This window comes from Brevundimonas sp. Root1423, assembly GCF_001426805.1.
The window spans coordinates 18,164-40,082 of sequence record NZ_LMFL01000014.1 but is presented as its reverse complement, the minus strand read 5'-3'; the positions used below and the strand labels follow the sequence as shown (position 1 = coordinate 40,082).

20 protein-coding genes are annotated in these 21,919 nt (G+C 69.1%); 12 read left to right on the top strand and 8 right to left on the bottom strand.

All coding sequences use genetic code 11. The annotated features are described in order from the left end of the window. Positions 1-54 precede the first annotated feature (54 nt). A complete protein-coding gene (locus tag ASD25_RS11115; RefSeq protein WP_055831516.1) occupies positions 55-984 on the bottom strand; it encodes a flagellin in 930 nt (309 codons plus the stop codon). Then, positions 984-3,098, bottom strand: a complete 2,115-nt coding sequence (gene flgK / locus ASD25_RS11110; RefSeq protein WP_055831517.1) for a flagellar hook-associated protein FlgK — start codon at positions 3,096-3,098, stop codon at positions 984-986. The genes ASD25_RS11115 and flgK overlap by 1 nt, the downstream gene beginning before the upstream one ends. Positions 3,099-3,495: 397 nt before the next feature. On the opposite strand from flgK, the gene ASD25_RS31930 reads away from it, so the two are divergent. The 6 genes from ASD25_RS31930 (at position 3,496) to ASD25_RS11080 (ending at position 9,412) form a co-directional block, all read left to right on the top strand. Beyond that, positions 3,496-4,866 carry a flagellar hook-length control protein FliK gene (locus ASD25_RS31930; RefSeq protein ID WP_235561797.1) on the top strand — a complete coding sequence of 457 codons (1,371 nt, stop codon included), beginning with the start codon at positions 3,496-3,498 and terminating at the stop codon, positions 4,864-4,866. Positions 4,867-4,869: 3 nt separating this feature from the next. Continuing rightward, complete coding sequence (locus ASD25_RS11100; protein ID WP_055831518.1) at positions 4,870-5,559, top strand: flagellar hook assembly protein FlgD; 690 nt, start codon at positions 4,870-4,872, stop codon at positions 5,557-5,559. 56 nt (positions 5,560-5,615) lie between these two features. Continuing rightward, entirely contained in the window at positions 5,616-7,070 is a 1,455-nt protein-coding gene (gene flgE / locus ASD25_RS11095) for a flagellar hook protein FlgE (protein WP_055831519.1), read from the top strand. Between the two features lie 164 nt (positions 7,071-7,234). Next, positions 7,235-7,522, top strand: coding sequence for a DUF1153 domain-containing protein (locus ASD25_RS11090; protein ID WP_055831520.1), 288 nt, complete (start codon positions 7,235-7,237; stop codon positions 7,520-7,522). 116 nt (positions 7,523-7,638) lie between these two features. Then, positions 7,639-8,850 carry a tRNA 2-thiouridine(34) synthase MnmA gene (gene mnmA, locus ASD25_RS11085; protein WP_055831521.1) on the top strand — a complete coding sequence of 404 codons (1,212 nt, stop codon included), beginning with the start codon at positions 7,639-7,641 and terminating at the stop codon, positions 8,848-8,850. Then, entirely contained in the window at positions 8,843-9,412 is a 570-nt protein-coding gene (locus tag ASD25_RS11080; protein WP_156389280.1) for a hemerythrin domain-containing protein, read from the top strand. Before mnmA ends, ASD25_RS11080 begins: the two co-directional genes overlap by 8 nt. Before the next feature lie 230 nt (positions 9,413-9,642). Here ASD25_RS11080 and ASD25_RS11075 read toward each other — a convergent pair whose 3' ends face one another. Continuing rightward, on the bottom strand, positions 9,643-10,479 hold the full coding sequence (locus tag ASD25_RS11075; RefSeq protein ID WP_055831523.1) for an acyl-CoA thioesterase II: 837 nt from the start codon (positions 10,477-10,479) through the stop codon (positions 9,643-9,645). 170 nt (positions 10,480-10,649) lie between these two features. Between ASD25_RS11075 and ASD25_RS11070 the strand changes: the two genes are divergently transcribed. The 6 genes from ASD25_RS11070 (at position 10,650) to ASD25_RS11045 (ending at position 16,694) form a co-directional block, all read left to right on the top strand. Then, complete coding sequence (locus tag ASD25_RS11070) at positions 10,650-11,147, top strand: helix-turn-helix domain-containing protein (RefSeq protein ID WP_055831524.1); 498 nt, start codon at positions 10,650-10,652, stop codon at positions 11,145-11,147. 3 nt (positions 11,148-11,150) lie between these two features. Next, the gene (locus tag ASD25_RS11065; protein WP_055831525.1) at positions 11,151-11,900 is read left to right on the top strand and encodes a glutathione S-transferase family protein; all 750 of its coding nucleotides are present in this window, start codon (positions 11,151-11,153) and stop codon (positions 11,898-11,900) included. 83 nt (positions 11,901-11,983) lie between these two features. Beyond that, the gene (locus ASD25_RS11060) at positions 11,984-13,165 is read left to right on the top strand and encodes an acetyl-CoA C-acyltransferase (RefSeq protein ID WP_055831526.1); all 1,182 of its coding nucleotides are present in this window, start codon (positions 11,984-11,986) and stop codon (positions 13,163-13,165) included. 137 nt (positions 13,166-13,302) lie between these two features. Next, the gene (locus ASD25_RS11055) at positions 13,303-15,684 is read left to right on the top strand and encodes a M1 family metallopeptidase (protein WP_369816572.1); all 2,382 of its coding nucleotides are present in this window, start codon (positions 13,303-13,305) and stop codon (positions 15,682-15,684) included. A 10-nt stretch (positions 15,685-15,694) separates the two neighbouring features. Then, positions 15,695-16,219 (top strand): DUF6702 family protein, encoded by a 525-nt coding sequence (locus tag ASD25_RS11050; protein WP_055831528.1) that lies wholly within the window; start codon positions 15,695-15,697, stop codon positions 16,217-16,219. A gap of 136 nt (positions 16,220-16,355) precedes the next feature. Next, entirely contained in the window at positions 16,356-16,694 is a 339-nt protein-coding gene (locus ASD25_RS11045; RefSeq protein WP_055831529.1) for a VOC family protein, read from the top strand. A gap of 7 nt (positions 16,695-16,701) precedes the next feature. Here the strand turns inward: ASD25_RS11045 and ASD25_RS11040 are convergent, their stop codons facing one another. The 5 genes from ASD25_RS11040 to ASD25_RS11025 all read right to left on the bottom strand — a co-directional run bounded on the left by ASD25_RS11040 (position 16,702) and on the right by ASD25_RS11025 (position 21,911). Next, positions 16,702-17,511, bottom strand: a complete 810-nt coding sequence (locus ASD25_RS11040; RefSeq protein WP_055831530.1) for a hypothetical protein — start codon at positions 17,509-17,511, stop codon at positions 16,702-16,704. An 18-nt stretch (positions 17,512-17,529) separates the two neighbouring features. After that, positions 17,530-17,697 (bottom strand): hypothetical protein, encoded by a 168-nt coding sequence (locus ASD25_RS30395; RefSeq protein WP_156377005.1) that lies wholly within the window; start codon positions 17,695-17,697, stop codon positions 17,530-17,532. Beyond that, entirely contained in the window at positions 17,672-18,706 is a 1,035-nt protein-coding gene (gene cydB, locus ASD25_RS11035) for a cytochrome d ubiquinol oxidase subunit II (protein WP_235561798.1), read from the bottom strand. The genes ASD25_RS30395 and cydB overlap by 26 nt, the downstream gene beginning before the upstream one ends. After that, positions 18,706-20,142, bottom strand: a complete 1,437-nt coding sequence (locus tag ASD25_RS11030) for a cytochrome ubiquinol oxidase subunit I (RefSeq protein WP_055831531.1) — start codon at positions 20,140-20,142, stop codon at positions 18,706-18,708. Before ASD25_RS11030 ends, cydB begins: the two co-directional genes overlap by 1 nt. 92 nt (positions 20,143-20,234) lie before the next feature. Then, a complete protein-coding gene (locus ASD25_RS11025) occupies positions 20,235-21,911 on the bottom strand; it encodes a sensor histidine kinase (RefSeq protein WP_235561799.1) in 1,677 nt (558 codons plus the stop codon). Positions 21,912-21,919 lie beyond the last annotated feature (8 nt).

The window sequence follows — 21,919 nt, the reverse complement described above, 5'->3', positions numbered from 1 at the left end:
TATGTTCCATGCGCGCACCGCGGTCCAGCGTGGCCATAAAGGCGATTTGTCGCGTCAGCTCAGATAGTTGAGCAGGGACACCTGACGCAGCTGGCTGATCACCTGCGCCGAGGCCTGGATCGCGATCTGAGACAACTGCAGATCGGTCACAGCCTTGGCCATGTCAGCGTCCGTCCGGCTCGACACCAGTTCGTCCAGCGCGTTCTTCTGGGCGGTGTGGCCGGCCGAGATGCTCTCCACCTGCTTGGCCAGCGAGCCGGTCTTGGCCACCTTGTCGATAACGGCCGAGCCGGCCTGTTCCAGCCGGCTGAGCTGGGTGGTCAGGAAGGTCTTCTGCGCCTCGGTCAGCTTGCCGGTCAGCGGCCCCTGCCCCGCCGTCGCGTGGAAAATCTGCACGTCGCGCAGAATGCCCAGCACATCCGTCCCCAGTTCGTCGGCCAGGAATCCGGTCTCCAGCGTCGTGCCGTCGGCCACCCGGCTGACCGTCTTCAGGGCGTCGTTCCGGAAGACCGAGGCGACGCCGGGCGCGGCCGCGAGCTCGGTCAGGTTCGTTACATCCAGAGGCGCGGTCGTGGTCGAGGCGCCGGCGAACAGATAGCCCCCCTGGTGCCGCATGTTCAGGCCGCCGCGGATCGACTGGAACTGGCCTTCCATCTCCAGCATGAGGGACCCGGCGGAATCCGTAGACAGCGCGCTGCCGATGGCCTCGCGCAGACCGCTGATGCCGTCGTTGATCTGGTTCATCGCCAGATCCTGGGTGGTCAGGCGTGACGTCACCGCCTCGGCCGTGTCGATGAAGCCCTGTATGCGGCTCTGGGCCCCTTTCAACGCCGTGAGCGTCTCGGACTGCCGACCGAAGCCGGTCAGGTCGGTCGCGTTCTTCTGGGTCGAGACCCGCTCCTGCGCCTCGGCCGACCGCGTTTGCGTGTTCATCAGGTTCAGCAGGGCCGACTGATAATTTCCGTAGGTGGCGACGCGGGTCATCAGACAATCCCCATCAGCGTTTCGTACATGTCCTTGCACGCCTGGATCAGGCGGGCGGAAGCGTTGAAGGCCTGTTGGTAGGTGGTCATCAGCACCAGTTCCTCATCCAGATTGACGCCTTCGTGCGCCGTCTGGCGGGAACTGGCCTCCGAGTAGAGCGCCGCCGCTGTCTCCTGGCGGTTCTTCGCCGCCGCCGCCCGGCCGCCGATTTCGCCCGACATTTCGGAGGCGTAGCGCGACACCGAGATCGAACCGCCCGTGGATCCGCCGGCCGGCTGGAAATTGGCCGACTGCTCTCCGGCGTCGGCCAGGACAAGCGCGCCGCGGCCGTCGCCCGTGCTGAGAGCCGTCGTGCCGGCGGCCGCCGCCAGATTGAGCTGCGCCAGCGCCAGTCTCGAGGGCGTCTGCCGGATGTCCGCGCGCAGGGCGAAGCTGTCGGCCCGGGACGAACGGACGCCGCCGGCGATGCCGAACAACTCAGTGACCGACACGCCCGAGGGGACTTGGGTCGTCGTGTCCGCGAGGACGCTGAGGATCGGGGCCGGATTGCCGTAACCCGTAAAGCTCAGCGAACCGTCGGAGGCGAGAGAGAAGGCCCCGAAGCGCCCGATCCCGAGCGCGGGGTCGTTCAGGCGGTTGACGAGGTCGCCCACGGTCCCGCCAGGCGGGACAGCAACCTCAAGATCGCGCAACCGCGATCCCGTTTCGCCGGTGAAGCGGAAAGTCAGGGTTTCGCCGGTGGTGAAGCCGTGCGGAGACGCCGCCGTCAGACCGTTGTCGTAAAAGGCGGGGCGGTCGGCCGAGATCAGGTCGTTGAGACCGAAATAGTGCGAAAAGCCCCTGCCCGCCTTTGCCGAAGGCGTGGTCGCGTCGTCCGCGACGGCGACGCCATTCGGAGCCGTCGCCGTGATGCTGAGACGGCCGTCGGCGAAGCTGGCCGTGGCGGCCCCGCCCAGCTGGGCGTTCAGGACGGTCAGGAAGTTCGCCGGTGTGGCCGGAGCGCCGTTGACGGTCATGGTCGCGCCGGAGAAGACGATGTCCGCCCGGCTCTGGACGACGCCCGCCGCATTGGTGATCGCGACGGTGGTCTGCCCGGCGAAGCCGGCGATGGCGGTTTCGAACGACTGGCCGACGTTCCGTCCTTTCAGGCTGATCGGGGCCGGCACCGAGGAGTTCGCATTGTGCGCGCGGTTCAACTCGTCCGCGACATGGGAAACCAGTTCCGCCAGGCGCTCGGCCGCCGCTGGCGCCTCGATGTCGCGCAGTTCGACCAGGCCCTTGATCTCGCCCGAGGTGACGCTGTCCAGGAGAGAGCGCTTCTGACCGCCCGGCTCGGTGATCCACAGTTCGTTGAAGGCCGTCTCGCCCGTGACGGTGCCCGCGCGGTTGTAGTCCAGCGTAGCCGCGCCTTGACCGGCCAGCAGGGTGCCCGAACCGGTCCGGATCGACACGCCGCCGACGGGCCGGACCGAGACCCGGATGTCCACCATTTCCGCCAGTTGGCCGATCAGGGCCGCCTGGGCCGTTTCGGCCCCGGAGGCGTCGCCATCGACGGCGGTGGCGCGGGCGATTTCGAGGTTCAGGCTCTCGATCTGCTTGAGGAGGCCATTGGTCTTTTCGATCGCGCTCTGGATACGGCCGTCGGCGTCCTCGCGGACCGCCTGGATCTGTTTGCCGATGCGGCCGGCCTCGTCGAACAGGGCCTGGGTCTTGAACAGGGCGTCCTGACGGCGCGGCGAGGAGGTCGGATCCTCGGCGCTGGCGGCGAAGGCCGAAAACACGCCATCGACCTGGGAGAAGAAGCCGCTGTCGCCGCCGGGATCGCCGAAAAGCGACTGGATGCGGTCATACAGTTCGTAACGCACGCTTTCGCGCGCGGCGTTCGCGCCGGCGTTCAGGCTGGCGGCCTGGAGAAAGCGGTCGGTCGCCAGACGGATGCGGGACACCTCGACGCCGGAGCCCATGCCCTGGCTGGTCAGGGAGGTCTGATCCGCGATCTTGCGGACATAGCCGGGCGTGTTGACGTTGGAGACGTTGTCCGAGACGACGCGCAACTGGGTCTGGGCGGTGGCCAGTCCCGAAGTCGCCGTGTTCATGATGGCGTTCAGCGACATCCGGCGGTCTCCATACGAGCGGCGCCCGGCAAGCCCTGCCAGCCGACGAGCGATTTTTGCCCGGCGTCCCGCGCAGGGATGGCCGGCAAGTCCTTGATTTTACGCGCTACCGCGTTTCGCGCCTGGGTCATGACCGTTGATGAGCGCAAGGGGCGGGCCAGCCGCGACGACCGCACCGGTCGATCGTCGCCGGCGCCGGGCAAGAATCGTCGGCACGCGGCAAGTTTCGACCGGACGCGAGGCGATGACGCCTCTCGGTGCATTTCCTTTTCTTACGCTTTTTCAGTCGCTTCCGGCCCCGGGCCGAGTTGGCCCGCGACTTGCGCCATGGGGTCTGAATGTTCGGCGCAGCAAGCGCCCAAGCCACCATCGCCTTCGCGACCATCCCCCCGGGACAATGTCCGCCCTCGCTCTGCCGTCCTTCATCGCGCCCGCCCCGGCCAGCGCCCCGCAAGGGTCGACCGGCGCAGACAACGCGACCGGATTCATGAGCCTGCTGGCGACCTGCCTCGAGAACGACGCAGAAGGCGGCAAGACCGATGATCCGATGATCGTCGCGCCCGCCAACGACGGGGGCGAGCCGGCCCCGGCGACGGCCCTGCCGCCCGCCCCGGTTCCGGTCCTGGTCATTGCACCGGTCCCGTCGACGCCGGCGCCTGAAGACCAGGCCGCAGCCTCTGGCGAAATTCTTCCCGTCGCGTCGGCCGCTCCGGAACCCGACCTTTCTTCCCTTCTGCAGAACACCGGCGCCCAGCCTGCCCCGCCTGTGATGCCGGGAGCTGCGGCCCCGTCCGAACCGGCCCGGCAGGCGCCGCCGCCCGTCGCTTCAGCCGCTCCGCATTCCGACGCCGCGGCCGAGGTCGACGCGCCGGCGGCGACCGCCGACGCGAAAGCGGCGAACGCCGCCGCCAATGCCCCCTCCACTGCCACCGCCGCCGCCGCCTCCACCTCCGCCGCCGCCGCCGCCGCCATGACCGCCGCGGTTGGCGTCGCCCCGGCGCGGGCAGTCCTCCAGCCCACGCCGCCGCCGCTGCGCGCCCTGGCCGAGCGGACTTCGCGGCCGCTGGATGCGCCGGTCGACAAGACCGCCGCCCCTTCGGTTTCCGGTGCGGACGCCAGCGAAGCGAAGGACGGCGCTGCGCTCAGCCCCGTCGCCCGCTCCGGCCCGGAACGGACCTCCGGGCCGGCGGATACTGCGCCGAAGCCCACGACCGACGTTGTCGCAGGATCGGACGACCCCTCAATCGACGCCGCGCCTGCGGGCGAGAGCGCGGCCACCTCGAACACCTCGACGGGCCAGACCCGTGAAACCAGCCTGTCCGGCCTGTCGCGCGCCACCATCGACGCCACGGCGCAGATCGCCGCCCAGATCCTGCGCAAGCTGGAAGGCCGCTCGACGCGGTTCGAAATGGCCCTGACCCCCGACGACCTGGGTCGGGTGGATGTGAGGCTGGATATCGACTCGGAGGGCCGGCTGGCCGCCCGGCTCGCCTTCGACAACCCCGCGGCGGCCACCGACCTGCGCGGCCGGGTCGACGATCTGCGGCGCCAGTTGGAGGACGCAGGCTTCCACCTCGCCGACGACGCCCTCGAATTCACCGAACGCGATAGCGGATCCAGCGGCTTCGACCGGGGGCAGGACGCCCGTGACGGCCAGAACCGGGCCTTCACCGCCGCCTCGCGCCTGAACGCCGAAATCGACGTCGCCCAGCCTCCCCGCTGGATGGCGCTCTCCCTCTCGCCTGCGGGCGTGGACTTGAAGGTCTGATCGATGGTCGACGCCGTCACCACCACCACCAACGCCACGAACCGGATCGCCGCCGGCAGCGGCATGCTGGCCTCGAATTTCGAGACCTTCCTGGCCCTGCTGACGTCCCAGCTGAAGAATCAGGATCCGCTGTCGCCCGTCGATTCCAACCAGTTCACCGCCCAGCTGACCCAGATGGCCGGCGTCGAGCAGCAATTGCTGACCAACGACCTGCTCAAGAGCCTGGTTTCCGCCCAGGCCGGCGGCGGTCTGGCCGGCGCGGCCACCTATATCGGCAAGGAAGCGACCGCGGCCTGGTCGGCCACCAAGATGGCCGGCGGCGAGGCGACCTGGAGCTACGAGCTCGGCGCCAACGCTTCGTCGGCCACGCTTCAGGTGCTGGACGGATCCGGCAAGGTGGTGTGGTCCGGCGACGCGCCCTCGAAGACGACCGGCCTGCACGATTTCACCTGGGACGGCGCTGCGACAAGCGGCAACAACGGCCAGGACGGCCAGGTCTACACGTTGAAGGTCACGGCCAAGGACGCCGCGGGCGGCGCCGTCGACAGCCAGGTCCTGACCCGGGGACGCATCACCGGCGTCGAGATGTACGACGGCGAGCCGTTCCTGACCGTCGGCAACTCGATCCTGCCGCTCTCCACAGTCATCGCCCTGGAAGAAACCAGGGCCCCTTCCGACGACGGGGCGGCCTGATGCGCTCGCCTGCCTCGCTCACCCCCTCGAACCTGTTCTCGTAAGGAGACTGCGCCATGAGTATCAACAGCGCCCTGCTTGCCGGCGTGTCCGGCCTGACCGCAAACTCCGCCGCCCTGGCGGCCATCTCGCAGAACATCGCGAACGTGAACACCGTCGGCTACAAGCGGACCGCCGGCGAGTTCCAGACGGTGATCAACAGCCAGTCGCAAGGCGCCGGCTATTCCGCCGGCGGCGTCATGGCTTCGGCGCGCCATTACACCAGCCAGGCCGGGCAGCTGCAGCGGACGACCTCGGCCACCGACCTTGGCATCGCGGGACAGGGCTTTTTCGTCGTCACGGAGAAGCCCGAGGACCTGCAGGTCACGGACAGCCGCCTGTTCACCCGGGCCGGCGCCTTCACCGTCGATAACCTGGGCTATCTGAAGAACACCGCCGGCCTCTATCTGCAGGGCTGGCCGGTCGATGCGGAAGGCAATATCGCCACCGATCCCTCAGATCTGAACCGCCTGCGCACCGTCAACGTCGGCTCCGTCGGCGGCACGGCCGAGGCCACCACCCGCATCCAGCTGAACGCCAACATCAAGTCCAGCCAGCTGGTTTCGGCCGAAGCGGCCGACGCCTCGGCCGTGCCGGTCGGCGCCAACGCCTACGATCCCACGACCAACTCCATGGCCATGTGGGATCCGGAAACCGGCGCGGGCGTCAAACCCGACTTCGAGCTGACCATCCCCGTGTCTGACTCCAAGGGCGGACAGCGCACCATCGCGATCGCCTTCCTGAAAAGCACGGTGCCGAACCAGTGGTATTCCGAGATCCGCGCGATCCCGGCTTCCGATGTCGTCACCGGCGCGGGCCTGACCAGCGGCCAGCTGAAAACCGGTCTGGTGGCCTTTACCCAGGACGGCCGTCTGGACGTGGACGCCATGGCGGCGCTCGGCGCCCAGGCCCTGTTCCCCGACCCGGCCTCCGCGAGCCTGACGTTCGGGTCCTCGGACACCGCCGCACCCGGGGCCGGCGCCTTCAACTGGGCCCCGGGCCTGGGCATCGACAATCAGACCCTGGCCTTCGACCTGTCGGCTTCGGCCGGCGGCCTGACCCAGTACGACAGCGCCTCGGTGGTCCAGGCCGTGCTGACCAACGGCACCGCCTTCGGCAACCTGTCCGAGGTCAAGATCGACGACAGCGGCTTCGTGACCGCCATCTTCGACAACGGCGTCACGCGCCAGATCGCCCAGATCGCCCTGGCCACCTTCCCCAGCCCGGACAGCCTGTCCCAGACCTCGGGCAACGCCTACCGCGTCAGCCAGGGATCCGGCACCTACAACCTCAAGGCCGCGGGCACCGGCGGCGCGGGGCTGATCGGGGCGTCCCAGCTGGAAGCCTCCACCGTCGACCTCTCCGCCGAGTTCACCGGTCTGATCACCACCCAGCGCGCCTATTCGGCATCGTCCAAGATCATCACCACGGCCGACGAAATGCTGGCCGAGCTGATCAGCATCAAACGCTGATACCTCAGTAACGGGCCGTAAACCTCAATGAATCCTTTGTTGAATATTGAGAGGGTGGACGGAAGGCATTTTAGCCTTTCCTTCACCACGACGCTTAAACGGCCCTTAGCCGCCGCCCGCTATGGTCATGAGCTTAGTGGTGGTGGTCAATGAGGCATAAGCCCATGTTGCAAGAGCGACGTCTTAATAGCCGAGGCGAACAATATGTGGTCGGTCCGACGGGCACGCCCCTGACGATGCACGACCTTCCCCCGGCCAATACGGACCGCTGGGTGATCCGTCGCAAGGCCGAGGTCGTGGCCGCCGTGCGTGGCGGTCTGATCAGCCTGGATGACGCCCTGGCGCGTTATCGCCTGACAGCCGAGGAATTCCTGGCCTGGCAGAAGGCCATCGACAAATGGGGCATGCAGGGCCTGCGCACGACGCGGATCCAGCACTACGGCCGCCCGTAAATCTTCTCCCCGAGCCGACTGCGGCCGCTCCCGGAAACGGGGGCGGCCGTTGTCGTTTCGGGCTCCGTTTTCGTCCGGCCTCGAAATCGCACGGGTTTCGCACTAGATAGCGCGCCATGACCCTCGCCGAGGACATCTGCCCGATCCCGACCATCGCTCCCATGACCGGCAAGGCCGACATGGACGCGGCGATCGAGTCCGCGCGCGCGGCGGTCGGCCTGCCGGTCGGATCGCGCGTGGTGGCGGCCATGTCGGGCGGGGTGGACTCCACCGTCGTCGCCGCCCTGCTGCACAAGGCGGGCTATGACGTCGTCGGCGTGACCCTGCAGCTCTACGACCACGGCGCGGCGCTGAAGAAGAAGGGCGCCTGCTGCGCCGGCCAGGACATCCACGACGCCCGGCTGGCGGCCGAGATGCTGGGCATCCCCCATTACGTTCTTGACTACGAAAGCCGGTTCCGCGACGCGGTCATCGACCAGTTCGCCGACAGCTATCTGGCCGGGCAGACGCCGGTGCCCTGCATCCGCTGCAACCAGACGGTCAAGTTCCGCGACCTTCTGGACGTGGCTCGCGACCTGGGCGCCGAAGCGATGGCGACGGGCCACTATGTCCGGCGCTCGGTGGTCAACGACCGGGCCCAGATGCGCAAGGCGATCGATCACTCGCGCGACCAGTCCTACTTCCTGTTCGCCACCACGGCGCGGCAGCTGGACTATCTGCGCTTCCCCCTCGCCGATCTGGAGAAGCCCCAGGTGCGGGGGGTGGCGCTGGAGCTGGGCCTGCGCATCGCCGCCAAGCCGGACAGCCAGGACATCTGCTTCGTCCCCAACGGCGACTATCGCACCCTGATCGACAAGCTGAGGCCGCAGGGCCGGGAAGCCGGCGATATCGTCCACATGGACGGCCGGGTGCTGGGCGGCCATTCGGGCATCACCGACTACACCATCGGCCAGCGCCGCGGCCTGAACGTCGCCGTGGGCGAGCCGCTGTTCGTGACCCGGCTGGATCCGGCGAAGCGCCACGTCATCGTCGGCCCGCGCGAAGCCCTGCTGACCGCCTCCCTGACGCTGGACGAGACCAACTGGCTGGGCGACGAACCGGACATCGAGGCGGCGGCGCGGGCCGGCGCCCCGGTGCTGGCGCGCGTGCGCTCGACGCGTCCGCCCTCACCGGCCCGGCTGGCGCTGGTCGACGGCGCCGTCGCGATCCTCTTCGAGACCGGCGAGGAAGGCGTGGCCCCCGGTCAGGCCTGCGCCCTCTACGATCCGGCCGATCCCGACCGTCTGCTGGGCGGCGGCTTCATCAAGACGACCACCGCCGTTGTCTGAGACCGGCGGCTTGCCGGCGCTCGCCTCGCGGACCGGCCTGCCGCCGGAGTTCCTTTACCTGCGGGAGGCTTATCCCCGGGATCGCTGGACCTCGAAGCTCGACGAGACCGCCGCCTTCTGGCTGCAGATGCACGCCAGCTTCCGCGGCCATCAGGCGCATATGGACGGGCTGGTAAGCCAGTGGCGGGCCAGCGGGGACGCGGCCGCCCTGCATCGTCGGCTGATCCCGGCGCTCCAGTCCTTCCTGCAGCACCTCGACGGCCACCACCGCGTCGAAAGCGGCCAGTATTTTCCCATGATGCGCCAGATCGAGCCCAGGATCAGCGCGGGAATCGATCTGCTGGACCGCGACCACGACGCCATCCACGAGACGCTGGAGGCGCTGTTCCACGGCGGGATGGCCTTCCATCAGGCCGTAGCCGCCAAGGCGCCCGACGCGGCCGACACGGCCAACCGGCTATCGGACCTGATCGACGCAAACGGCCGCCCCCTGCTGCGCCATCTGGAGGACGAGGAGGATATCGTCATCCCCCTGATCCATCTGCGGGGGCTGCACGGCTGAGACCGGTCCGGCCCAAAAACACAGTCTCATGAGTCTCATGAGTCTCAGGGCGGACCGAAAATACCGCGCGAAGCGTCCGCTCCGTCCACAGAGCGCACTCCCCAAAACGCATGCGTTGCGTGCAGGGAGCGCCGCGTGTCGCCGCCGTTTAGACATTAGTTGTCAAAAACCGAACCCGACAAGCCTGGAGCAGGAAAACATACGCCTGCGTCAAATCCGGACGTAGGGGGTCATCGGCTCGGCATCAGCTTCCGGCGCTGCCGGACCAGGGCCAGCGGTCGACCGTCGGGAGCCCAGGCGACGCCGTCCTCGACCGCCCAGCCGCTTCCGACATCCTGACTGGTGAAGTGGAAATACGCCCACCCTTCCGGGGACGTGTCCGGCGTCAGCGCCGTCAGCAGGTCGGCGCGCAGGTCGACGCTGGCGGAGATGACCGGCGGCGCGGGGAAGGCCGTGAAATAGGTCGGATACAGGCCGTCCAGCAGAAACAGCAGCCGCGCCTCGTCCAGCGGCGCGGCGTCGGTCGTCCGCATCCAGCAGCCGAGTTCGGGCTTTTTGCCGGCGTTTTCGCCGAACTGCTTCGGTCCCGCGACGAAGCGGTAGTCGATGTGTCGCGTGAACCACGGACCGAACATGGGGTCGAGCGGCGTCGGCTCCAGTTCGTCGACGGGCGGGGGCGAGGCGATCAGGGGCGTCAGCACCGGTCCGGCGACATCGCGACCGTAGGTGCCCAGCGCCTGAACGGCGAGACGGTCGCCCTGGCCGCCGATGACCGAGGCGTAGGCGACGTTGCGGCCGCCGCGGTTCATCACCGGCGAGAAGGTGGCGTCCTCGAAGCGGGCGGCGGCGAGGTACTGAACGGTCAGCGACTGGAGCGGCGTCTGGACGCCGAGGCCCTGACGCATGGCGCCGGCGGCCAGCGCCGCCATCAGGCCGCCGAAGGGCGCGCCGCGTTCCTGGGGCGCGGACTGCGGCGCGTTCGAAAAGCCGCCGTCCAGCCGCGCCGTCAGCCCGCCCGCGCTGTCGTCGTTCAGGGTCAGGGCTTCGGCCAGGGTCTGCTGGGTCATGCGCTGTCGATATCGTGGAGAAAGGGCGGGCGGAAGACGGGGAGGCCTTCCGCCCGAGTCGAGGGGATCGGGAGTCGCTGTCGCGACTCCGTAGCCAAACAAGACTGACGTAGTCCGTCCAGATTGGCAACCCTCTTGCCAAACGGGTGACGCAGGGTCACTTTCGCATCATGGGACGCACCGCAGACTATTCTCGCCAGAGCTGTTCGATCGCCGCGACGCTGGAAATCATCGGCGATCCGTGGACGCTGCTGGTCATCCGCGACGCCTTCAACGGCGTCAGCCGGTTCGAACAGTGGCAGGAGCGGCTGGGCGTGGCCCGCAACGTTCTGGCCGCGCGGCTGAAGACCCTGGTCCAGCACGGGGTGCTGGAGCCGCATCTGTATTCAGAACGCCCGCCCCGCAATGAGTACCGGCTGACGGCCAAGGGCAAGGACCTGTACGGGGTGCTGGTCACCCTGCACGCCTGGGGCGCCCGCCATGTCTATGGCGAGACCGATTCCGGCTTCGCCATGATCCACAAGGAATGCGGCCAGAATCTCGCCCCGCGCATCGCCTGCGGTCACTGCAACGAGATCGTCAAGCCGCGCGACATCCAGCTGGTCCACGCCAAGGACTGCCCGACGGTCGGGGACATGATGCCCCGGGTCGACGAAAAGGTGGCCTGATCGGTGGCCGCCGTCACCCTGATCGGCAGTCCGGTCTCGCCCTATGTGCGCAAGGTGCTGGCCGCCTGCGCCATCAAGGGGCTCGAGGTCGAGCTGGACCCCATCTCGCCCATGTACGGCAATGACGATTTCGAGCGGATCAGCCCGCTGCGCCGCGTGCCGGTGTGGATCGAGGGCGATCTGGTGCTGTGCGATTCCAGCGTCATCGTCCAGTACATCGAGGAAACCCGGCCCGGCCCGTCGCTGTGGCCGGCCGATCCGGCCCGGCGGGCCAAGGCGCGCTGGCTGGAGGAGTTCGCCGACACCCGCCTGTTCGACGTGCTGGGCTGGCGGCTGTTCTTCCAGATCGCCCTGAAGCCGCGTTTCTTCGGGACCGAGGCGGACCCGGAAGTGGTGGAGAAGGCCCGCGACGTCGAACTGCCCCAGATCCTCGACTATCTGGAGAGCCAGATGCCCGAGACCGGCTTCCTGTTCGGCGAGCTGTCGATGGCGGATCTCAGCGTCGCCCCGGCCTTTCTCAACGCCCGCGCCGTGCAGATCAACGTCGACCCCGAACGCTGGCCCCGTCTTGCGGCCTGGCTGGAGCGGATGAACGAGCAGACGCCGCTGGGGCCGCTGAACAAGCTGGCGCGCAACCTGATGCGCACGCCGCTGGCCGCCCATCGCGACCGCCTGACCGAGTTCGGCCTGGCCCCGGCCAGCCGCAGCTGGATGGGCGAAGCCGCCCGCCGCGGCCCGATGACGCCGCAGTAGCCGCGGCGCTTGCCGAGGGCGCGCAACCGGTCCATTCACCCGTCGAAATTTCCTCCCGAACTCCTCCCCCAAGGTTTTCCGCCATGTCCGATCCCGTCGTCATCGTCTCCTTCGCCCGCACCCCGATGGGCGGATTCCAGGGCGCCCTGTCCGGCGTCAAGGCGACCGAGCTGGGCGCGATCGCGGTGCGGGCCGCGGTGGAGCGGGCGGGCGTTCCGCCGGCGAAGGTCGAGCAGATCTACATGGGCTGCGTCCTGCCGGCCGGCCTGGGCCAGGCTCCGGCGCGCCAGGCCGCGATCGGCGCGGGCCTCGGCCAGCATGTCGAGGCGACCACGGTCAACAAGATGTGCGGCTCGGGTCTGCAGGCGGTGATGATGGCCTCGGACTCGCTGGCCGCCGGCAGCGCCGACGTCATCGTGGCGGGCGGCATGGAGTCGATGTCCGGCGCCCCCTATCTGATGACCAAGCACCGCGGCGGCGCCCGGATCGGCCACGATGTCATCGTCGACAGCATGTATATGGACGGGCTGGAGGACGCCTACACCCCCGGCAAGCTGATGGGGGCGTTCGCCGAGGACTCGGCCCGGACCTATCAGTTCACCCGCGAGGCCCAGGACGAATACGCGCTGGAGAGCCTGAGCCGCGCGCTGGAGGCCATCGCCTCGGGCGCGTTCAAGGCCGAGATCACGCCCGTCGAGGTCACCTCGCGCAAGGGCGTCGTCACGGTCGCCGAGGACGAACAGCCGGGCAAGGCCATGCCGGAGAAGATTCCGAACCTGAAACCCGCCTTCTCGAAGGACGGCACCATCACCGCCGCCAACGCCAGCTCGATCTCGGACGGCGCCGCCGCCCTGGTGATGACGCGCGAGAGCGTGGCGCGCGCGCTGGGCCTGCCGGTCATCGCCCGCATCGTCAGCCACGCGGCCCACGCCCATGAGCCGGGCCTGTTCACCACCGCCCCCGTTCCGGCCATGCAGAAGGCGCTGAAGAAGGCCGGCTGGTCGGTCGAGGACGTCGACCTGTGGGAGATCAACGAAGCCTTCGCCGTGGTGGCCATGATCGCCATGCGCGACCTGGGCATCGACCGGGCGAAGCTGAACGTCAACGGCGGCGCCACGGCCCTGGGCCATCCGATCGGCGCGTCCGGCGCGCGCGTCCTGACCACCCTGCTGGCGGCGCTTCAGGCGCGCGGCGGGAAAAAGGGCATGGCCAGCCTGTGCATCGGCGGCGGCGAGGCCGTGGCCGTGGCGGTGGAGCTGGTCTGACCGGCGGCCTTCGGGCGCGCGTCACGGCTGGATTACGCAGACTTAATCTTCGTCGCCTTGTTCCCCCGCCCTCGCCCGTTAAGGTTCGCGCGGGCTTTTCAGACAGCGGGCGGGTGTTTCGTATGCGGATCGGTTTGTTGCTGGCGTCAGCCGCCGGCGTTTCCCTGATGGCCTCGGCCGCCCTGGCCCAGCAGAGCATCGGGCCGATCGACCAGTCGAGGGGAACGTTCGAGGACAAGTTCCGCCAGTTCGAGGGCGAGGACTGGCCGACCCCCACCGACTACCGCAGCGCCTCCGGGGCGCCGGGCCACCGCTACTGGCAGCAGCAGGTCGACTACGACATCGACGTGTCGCTTGACGAGGCGCGCCGGACGCTGACGGGCCGCGAGGCGGTGACCTACACCAACCATTCGCCGGACGCGCTCGGCTATCTGTGGCTGCTGCTGGACCAGCAGAACTATCGCCGCAACTCGCTGGCCGAGCGCAGCCGCACCTATTCGGCGTCCGAGACCGTCAGCGTGAACGAGATCCTCCGGGTCCAGCGCATGCAGGGCTGGGAGGGCGGCTTCAACGACCTGAAGGTCACCGGCCCGGACGGCGGGGCCCTGCCCTTCACCATCGTCGATTCGATGATGCGGATCGAACTGCCGCGTCCGCTGGCGACGGGCCAGAGCTTCGCCTTCAGCATCGACTTCAGCCTGCCCCTGCCCGAGACGAACGTGGTCGGCGGCCGGAGCGGCTACGAGTGTTTCACCAAGCCGGGCGAGGACGGCAACTGCCTGTTCCTGGCCGCCCAGTGGTTCCCGCGCCTGGCGGTCTATTCCGACTATGAAGGCTGGCACAACGCCCAGTTCCTGGGCGCCGGCGAGTTCACGCTGGAGTTCGGCGACTACGACGTCTCGATCACCGCGCCGTCCGACCACGTCGTCGCCGCGACGGGCGAGCTGCAGAACCCGGACATCCTGAGCGCCGCCCAGCGGGCGCGACTGGCCGAGGCCCGCACGGCCGACGCGCCGGTCTATATCGTCACCCCCGCCGAGGCCGCCGCCGCCGAGGCCAGCCCCGCCCGGTCCGGCGTCCGCACCTGGAATTTCAGCGCCGACAACGTCCGCGACTTCGGCTGGGCCTCGAGCCGCAAATTCATCTGGGACGCCATGGGCGTCGAACAGCAGAGCGCCGAGCATCCGGTGGTAATGGCCATGTCCTTCTTCCCCAAGGAGGCCCGGCCGCTGTGGGACGCCTATTCGACCCGGTCGATCGCCCACACCCTCGACGTCTACAACCAGTTCGCCTTCACCTACCCCTATCCGACCGCCCAGTCGGTCAACGGCCCGGTCGGCGGGATGGAATATCCGATGATCACCTTCAACGGGCCGCGCCCGGTGCGGGGCGACGACGGCCGCCTGACCTATTCCGAAAGGGCCAAGAACGGCCTGATCGGCGTGGTCATCCACGAGGTCGGCCACACCTATTTCCCGATGATCGTCAACTCGGACGAGCGCCAGTGGACGTGGATGGACGAGGGGCTGAACAGCTTCCTGCAGTTCGAGGCCGAAAAGCTGTGGGACCACGAATTCCCGGCCCGGGGGGAGCCGAAGGACATCGTCGAATACATGGTCAGCCAGGACCAGGTGCCGGTGATGACCAACTCGGATTCGCTGCTGCAGTTCGGCAACAACGCCTACGCCAAGCCGGCCACCGCCCTGGTGATCCTGCGTGAGACGGTGCTGGGCCGCGAGCTGTTCGACCGCGCCTTCCGCGAATACGCACAGCGCTGGGCCTTCAAGCGGCCGACGCCCTATGACTTCTTCCGCACCATGGAGGAGAGCTCGGGCGTCGATCTGGACTGGTTCTGGCGCGGCTGGTTCTACTCGACCGACCACGTCGACATCTCGCTGGAGGGCGTGACCGCCGCGACGCTGGAATCGACCGATCCGGAAGCGCGCGCCCGCGCCGCCCGCGAGCGCTTCGAGGCCGAGCCGGGGTCGCTCACCGCGGCCCGGAACCAGGACATCGAGACGATGGTCGAGCGCGATCCCGCCACGCGCGACTTCTACAACCAGACCGACCGGTTCACCGTCACGGCCCAGCAGCGCCGCGACGCCGAAAGCGCCGCCCGCCGCGCCGACGCCGACCGCCGCGCGGCGCAGGGTTTCGACGACAACATCTATCGCTTCACCTTCAAGAACGTCGGCGGTCTGGTCATGCCGGTGATCCTGAAGCTGACCTGGGCCGATGGCTCGGACGAGACGGTGCGCATCCCGGCCGAGGTCTGGCGCCGCAACAGCCAGCAGGTCGTCTGGCAGTGGGTGTCGCCGAAGACGCTGGTCTCGGCCGAGATCGATCCGCTGCTGGAGACGGCCGACGCCAACCGCGGCAACAACGTCTTCCCGCGCCGCATCGACGAGCGGACCCTGCGCCTCTCGCCCGCCCCGCCGCCCGGAGAGAACCGGATGCGAGATTCCGACGTGGAGGTCAGCCCGGACTCGACCGCCGCCCGGGTGCGCCGTCCTTCCTGAGGAACCGACCGTGTTCAAGCACGCCCTGTTGACCGCCGCCCTCATCGCCGGCCTGGCCTCGCCGGCCGCGGCTCACCGCGGCCATTCGGGGCTGACAGTGATCGAGATCGATCCGGCCTCGGGCGCCGTCGCGGTGACGCACCGGTTCGCGGCCCATGACGTGGAGCCGGCCCTCGTTTCAATCGCGCCGGACGCCCAGCCGTCGCTGGACGATCCGCGCGCCGTCGCCCGTCTGGAGGCGCATCTGGGACGGCGGTTCCGCCTGTCCGTGGACGGCGCGGCGGTTCCGGTGAGTCATACGGGCACCCGCCTCGCCGGCGACAACGTCCGGGTCGAATTCAGCGGCGCCACCAGCGACCGCGACATCGCCCGGGTCACCGTCGACCTGGACTTCTTCCCGGGCGTGCACGACGACCAGGAACAGCAGGTCAATGTCCGTCTCAACGGCGTGACGCGGACGGTGGTGTTCCGGCCGGGGTCGCGGGCGCAGACGCTGACGTTCGGACCGGCCCCGGACGGCGCTCGCCAGCCATAAGGCGGACCAAGCCGGTGCGGCCGAGGCCGATCACGATCATTGCATCGCTCCGGTTTTGCGAACGATTCTCAGGTTTGCGCGGATGACCCGCCCATGGCAAGCCCCGAACCGGATGGCGGCTGAGCGGAGCACCACAATGCGTGAAGACGGAAAGCTGGATTATCTCGAACTGCCCGGCGGCGCCCTGGGCGCGGTGAAGGCCTTCTACGGCGCGGCCTTCGGCTGGACCTTCCAGGACTATGGGCCCTCCTATGCGGCCTTCGACCAGGGGTTGGAGGGCGGTTTCGACGCGGACGCCGAGGCCGGTCGCCCGCCCCTGCCCGTCCTGTTCACCCATGACCTCGAGGCGATGGCCGCCCGGGTCGAGGCGGCGGGCGGCGTGATCGTCAAGCCGATCTTCGCCTTCCCGGGCGGCCGCCGGTTCCATTTCCGCGATCCGGCCGGCAACGAACTGGCCGTGTGGTCGGAGAGCTGACGCCTGCCTAGCGCAGGTCGACCGACTGGGCGATCTGCTCGGCCAGGGCGCGGTCGGCGCCGTCCAGGCTCATGGTCCAGACGTGGATTTCACGCGGGGCGTCGGGGCGCTGGAACAGGTGCTCCAGGGCGTGACGCACGCCGTCCTCGGTCGAGACCACCGAGGCGCGGCCGCCCGCCTCGACCATCTGGCCGCTGTAGATCGGGAACTGCGACGCGGGCCCGGCATAGATCATGACGAAGGACTGGCCGCCGCGACGGATCGTGTAGATGCGGAAGTCCGGCCCCGGCCGGCCCGTCACCATCTCGAACCCCGCCGGCAGGGTCACGGAAAACGGCAGGGCCGCGCGGGCGCCGGCGTCGAGGACGGCGACGGTGGATACGCCGGGCGACGGAGGCGGCGATGCGGGCTCCGGCGTCGCGACCGGACTGGCGGCGGGCGGAGTCGCGGCGGGGGCGGACGCCGGGGGGGCGGCGGCATGGGCGGGGGCCGGCGTGAGGGCGGCCGGAGCCGCAACAGGTCGGGGCGTGGCCGCCGACGGGGTTGCGACGGGCGGCGAAGCCATGGCGGGCGCGGCGACGGGGCGCGTGATGACCGGGGCAGGCGTCGGCGTCGGCGTTGTCGCGGGAACAGCGGCGGGCGGCGGGCTTGCGGGGGCCGTCGCCGGGACCGGGGCGATGTAGGCGGCGGGAACGGGCGGGCCGCTGTTCAGGTCGCGGGTCAGGTCGCTGCCGGGCGCCGGCGTCGGAGGGGTCTGGGCATGGGCGGCGCCGGCGAGCGAGAGCAGGACGGCGGTGGTAAGCAGCTGGACTTTCATGAGCCCGACCTTCGCGCCTCAGCCCGCGAACGGCAAGGCCCTGAGCGCATAGGCGACGACGGCCGTCACCCCCGAGCCCGCCACGGCCAGGCCGACGAACCAGGCCAGCCGCCGCCACAGGGGACCACTGTCCTCGCCCGGCTCAGGGGGTGGTTCGGGCCTAATGATGATAGCCGGCGTCCGCATCCATCTTGCCGCGGAAGACCCAGTAGACCCAGCCGGTGTAGCCGAGGATCAGCGGCAGGATGGCCGCCGTGCCCACCAGCATCAGGGCCAGGGCGTTGTCGGGGGCCGCGGCCTGCCGGAAGTCGATGTCATAGGGGACGATCGACGGCATGAAGCTGGCCGCCAGGCCCAGATAGCCCGACAGAAAGACCACCATGGCGCCTACGAACGGCCAGCGGTGCGAGCCCTTGCGGGCCATGGCGAAAACCACGGCGAGGCCGGCGAGGCCGAGGACCGGAATGGCCAGCAGGGGGGCCAAGGTCGCCCAGTCGACGGCCAGGCCGGCGGAGGCGTCGAAGCCCCAACGGTCGGCGATGCGCGGATGGACGAACAGGGTGGCGACACTGACGGCCGCCAGCAGCACGGCCACGCCCGCGGCGCTGATCAGGGTCCAGCGCTTCGCGTCCCCGTGCAGGTTGTCGGAGGTCTTCATCATCAGCCAGGTCCCGCCCAGAAGGGCGTAGCCGACGACGATGCCCGCCGCGACCAGCAGGGTGTAGGGGGTCAGCCAGTCGAACGGGCCGCCGGCGAAGCGGTTGTCCGCGACGGTCACGCCCTGGATGAAGCCGCCCAGGATCAGTCCTTGGGCGAGGGCCGTCAGGATCGAGCCCCCGGCGAACATCTGGGTCCAGAATTTGCGACCCCGGTTGCGGGCCCGAAAGCGGAATTCGAAGGCCACGCCGCGCAGGATCAGTCCGGCCAGCATCAGCAGCACCGGCAGGTATAGCGCCGGCATCAGCACCGAATAGGCCAGCGGAAACGCCGCCAGCAGGCCGCCCCCGCCCAGCACCAGCCAGGTCTCGTTGCCGTCCCAGACCGGGGCGATGGTGTTCATCATCACGTCCCGCTCCTCCTTCGACTTCGCGAAGGGGAACAGAATGCCGACGCCGAGGTCGAAGCCGTCGAGGGTGACGTAGAGGAGGACGGCCGTGGCGATCAGCCCGGCCCAGATCAGTTGCAGGTCCAGCATCAGGCGCCCTCCCCCCCGTTCGAGTCTCCGGGTGTCGTGTCCTCGGGCGCCTTGGCCAGCGGCGAGCCGGGGGCGCGATCCTGCCGCGGCGCGGGCTCGGCGAGAGCGGCGACCGGACCCTCGGCCATCAGCCTGAGGATGAAGACGGCGCCCGCGGTGAAGACGATGGCGTAGACGACCATGTAGGCGATCAGGCTGAAGGCCACCTCGCCGGCGGTCACCGGCGAGACGGCGTCGCGGGTGCGGAGGACGCCGTAGACGACCCAGGGCTGGCGGCCGACCTCGGTGACCATCCATCCGGCAAGCACGGCGATGAAGCCTGACGGTCCCATGGCCACGCACCAGCGCAGGAACCAGCGGCTGTCGAACAGCCGGCGTCGCCAGATCAGCAAGGCTCCGACCCCGCCTAGGGCGATCATCAACAGGCCCAGCCCGACCATGATGCGGAAGCCGAAGAAGGGTATGAAGGGCGGCGGCTGGTCCTCGCGCGACCAGGCGTCGAGGCCCTGGATGACCTCGTCCTTCGGCACGTTCTGGATCCAGTTGCCCACGCCCGGGACGGAGACCTGGAAATGGTTCTTTTGCGCGTCGCGGTCGGGGATGCCGAACAGGTGCAGCGGCTGGTCGGCGCGGGTCTGCCAGTAGCCTTCGATGGCGGCGGTCTTGGCCGGCTGGTGCTCATGGGCGACCACGCCCGACCAGTGGCCGGCGACGAGTTGAAGCGGGGCGACGACGGCGATCATTCCGATGGCCATGACCAGGGCTATGCGGCTTTCGGTCCAGCCTGTCGCCAGCGGTCCGTTCCGCTCCTTGAGCACGCGCCAGGCCGAGGCGCCGCCGACGACGGCGGCGGTGGTCAGAAAGGCGGCGAGCAGCATGTGGGTCAGCCGCGACGGGAAGCTGGGATTGAAGATGACCTGCATGAAGTCGGTGGCCTGGAACCGCCCGTCGGCCATGATCTCGAAGCCTTGCGGCGTCTGCATCCAGCTGTTGGCCGACAGGATCCAGAAGGCCGAGATGGTCGTGCCGACGGCGACGAGACAGGTGGCCGTGAAATGCAGCTTCGGCCCCACCTTCTTCCAGCCGAACAGCATGACGCCCAGGAACGACGCCTCGAGGAAGAAGGCGGTCAGAACCTCATAGGCAAGCAGGGGGCCGATGACGCCGCCCGTCAGGCGGATGAATTCGGACCAGTTGGTGCCGAACTGATAGCTCAGCACCACGCCCGAGACGACGCCCATGCCGAAGCTGAGAGCGAAGATCTTGACCCAGAAAAGGTAGAGGACCTTGAAGGCGTCCCGCTTCGTCCACAGCCACAGGCCTTCGAGCACGGCCAGGAACGCCGCCAGGCCGATGGTGAAGGCCGGGAACAGGATATGGAAGGCGATGGTGAAGGCGAACTGCAATCGCGACAGCAGCAACGCGTCGAGTTCCACGGCTCCATGTCCTCACTGACCTAGGGGATCACAAATGACCCTCCCCGGCCGCGGTGTCCACATCCGAAGCGCCGCGCGGCGCTTCGCCGCGATCAGGCGGCGGGAAGCTCGACCCAGAAGACCGCGCCTTCGCCGGGGGTTGAGGTGACGCCGATGGACCCGCCCTGCAATTCGACCAGGCGCTTGGCCAGGGCCAGGCCGATGCCATGCCCCTCGACCGTCGACCGTTCGAGGCCCAGGCGGTTGAAGGGTTCGAACAGCTGGGCCTGCTTCTCCGGCGAAAGGCCGGGGCCGCGGTCGCTGACCTCGATCCGGACGCCATCGTAGACCTTGCTGGCGCGGAACACGACGAGGCCGCCCGCCCCCCCGTATTTGACGGCGTTGGACGCCAGGTTGGCGATCACCTGGGTCAGGCGCTGGGAATCGGCCAAGGCCACCAGGCCGTCGCCTTCGCTGATCACCTCGAGCCGCACGCCGTTGGCTTCCGGGCGCAGGGCCACCGCCCGCTTCACATCCTCAAGCACACCGGGCACGTCGGTGGGGCGGAGTTCGACCTTGACCGCGCCGGACTCGGCGCGGGCCACGTCCAGCAGGTCGTGAGCCAGGGTTTCGACCTGGCGCGCCGTCTTGACCAGCATCTCGGCCATCTCGGCCTGGGTGGCCGTGACCGGTCCCAGTTGCCCGGACTTCCACAGTTCACCGATCCCGATCACGCCGCCGACGGGGCTCTTGATCTCGTGGGCGACGTTGGCCAGCAGGCGTGACTTGGCCTCCGAGGCCCGCTCGGCGCGAACCTGGCCGGCCTTGGCGCGATCCGACAGCCGGTCGCGCTCCTCCAGCAGGGCGGCCACGAGCATGATGGGCATGTAGCCGAACAGGATCAGCAACTGGGCCATCATGGCGCGATCGGCGCCTTCGAAGGCGCGGCCGTAGGGACCGAGGCCGCGCATGGCCGCGCCCACGGCCAGGATCGAGACGATGATCAGCGCCGCCGTGACGCCCAGCATCCGCATGCGGACGGCGATCAGCAACAGAAGCGGCATGGTGACGAAGCCGATCGGCATCACCTGCGAGAAAACGGTGACGCACAGGGCCGTGAACAGGCCAAGGAGAACGACGGCCTCGATGGCGCGGGCCGGCGCGCGGAAGCGGACGACCTCGCGCTTCGTGAGGGCCAGGCCGAAGCTCGACAGCACGGCCACGCCGAGCGCGTGGCCGAACCACCAGGTCTGGGCGGAATCAAGGAAGCTCGCCCCGTTCATCCACCATAGCATGGCGCTCGCAAACAGCGCGGCCGGCAGCGGCCCCACGACGGCCGCGCTGAGGAGGAATCGGCAGGCCCCCTCGACGGACGCCAGATTCAGGGTCGGCGCGAACCGGCGGGCCAGCAGGACGGGGATGTAGATGTCCAGCATGTTGGCGACGGTGAACATCGCCGTCAGCTCGGCCGAATTCCCGGCCAGCAGTTCGCCGGCCGCTATGCCCATGGCGATCAGCGCGCCGAAGGACAGATCGTACAACGGCCCCCGCGAGGTGCGGAGCCAGACCGCGACGGCCAGACCGCCCGCGCCCCAGAGGGCGGCGACGACGCCCGCCGAGCGGGCGAAGGTGAGAGCCAGGACGACCAGCACCATGACCGCCATCGCCGTGAACACCGGCGCAAGAGGCTGGCCGATCCCGCTCGCGGGCCGCGGTATGGCCCGGGCGCGCGGCGCCGGCGACGCGGTGACGCCGACGGCGGGCTCCAAGGGGTCGAGCGCGCGGCTCATCGGCATGT

Excerpts from the sequence above, each read along its gene's own strand:
- ASD25_RS11075 (WP_055831523.1), bottom strand. The coding sequence starts at position 10,479 with ATGACCCAGCAGACCCTGGCCGAAGCCCTGACCCTGAACGACGACAGC.
- flgE (WP_055831519.1), top strand. The coding sequence starts at position 5,616 with ATGAGTATCAACAGCGCCCTGCTTGCCGGCGTGTCCGGCCTGACCGCA.
- cydB (WP_235561798.1), bottom strand. The coding sequence starts at position 18,706 with ATGCTGGACCTGCAACTGATCTGGGCCGGGCTGATCGCCACGGCCGTC.
- mnmA (WP_055831521.1), top strand. The coding sequence starts at position 7,639 with ATGACCCTCGCCGAGGACATCTGCCCGATCCCGACCATCGCTCCCATG.
- flgK (WP_055831517.1), bottom strand. The coding sequence starts at position 3,098 with ATGTCGCTGAACGCCATCATGAACACGGCGACTTCGGGACTGGCCACC.
- ASD25_RS11115 (WP_055831516.1), bottom strand. The coding sequence starts at position 984 with ATGACCCGCGTCGCCACCTACGGAAATTATCAGTCGGCCCTGCTGAAC.
- ASD25_RS11040 (WP_055831530.1), bottom strand. The coding sequence starts at position 17,511 with ATGAAAGTCCAGCTGCTTACCACCGCCGTCCTGCTCTCGCTCGCCGGC.
- ASD25_RS11060 (WP_055831526.1), top strand. The coding sequence starts at position 11,984 with ATGTCCGATCCCGTCGTCATCGTCTCCTTCGCCCGCACCCCGATGGGC.
- ASD25_RS11100 (WP_055831518.1), top strand. The coding sequence starts at position 4,870 with ATGGTCGACGCCGTCACCACCACCACCAACGCCACGAACCGGATCGCC.
- ASD25_RS11025 (WP_235561799.1), bottom strand. The coding sequence starts at position 21,911 with ATGAGCCGCGCGCTCGACCCCTTGGAGCCCGCCGTCGGCGTCACCGCG.
- ASD25_RS11070 (WP_055831524.1), top strand. The coding sequence starts at position 10,650 with ATGGGACGCACCGCAGACTATTCTCGCCAGAGCTGTTCGATCGCCGCG.
- ASD25_RS30395 (WP_156377005.1), bottom strand. The coding sequence starts at position 17,697 with ATGCGGACGCCGGCTATCATCATTAGGCCCGAACCACCCCCTGAGCCG.
- ASD25_RS11090 (WP_055831520.1), top strand. The coding sequence starts at position 7,235 with ATGTTGCAAGAGCGACGTCTTAATAGCCGAGGCGAACAATATGTGGTC.
- ASD25_RS31930 (WP_235561797.1), top strand. The coding sequence starts at position 3,496 with ATGTCCGCCCTCGCTCTGCCGTCCTTCATCGCGCCCGCCCCGGCCAGC.
- ASD25_RS11045 (WP_055831529.1), top strand. The coding sequence starts at position 16,356 with ATGCGTGAAGACGGAAAGCTGGATTATCTCGAACTGCCCGGCGGCGCC.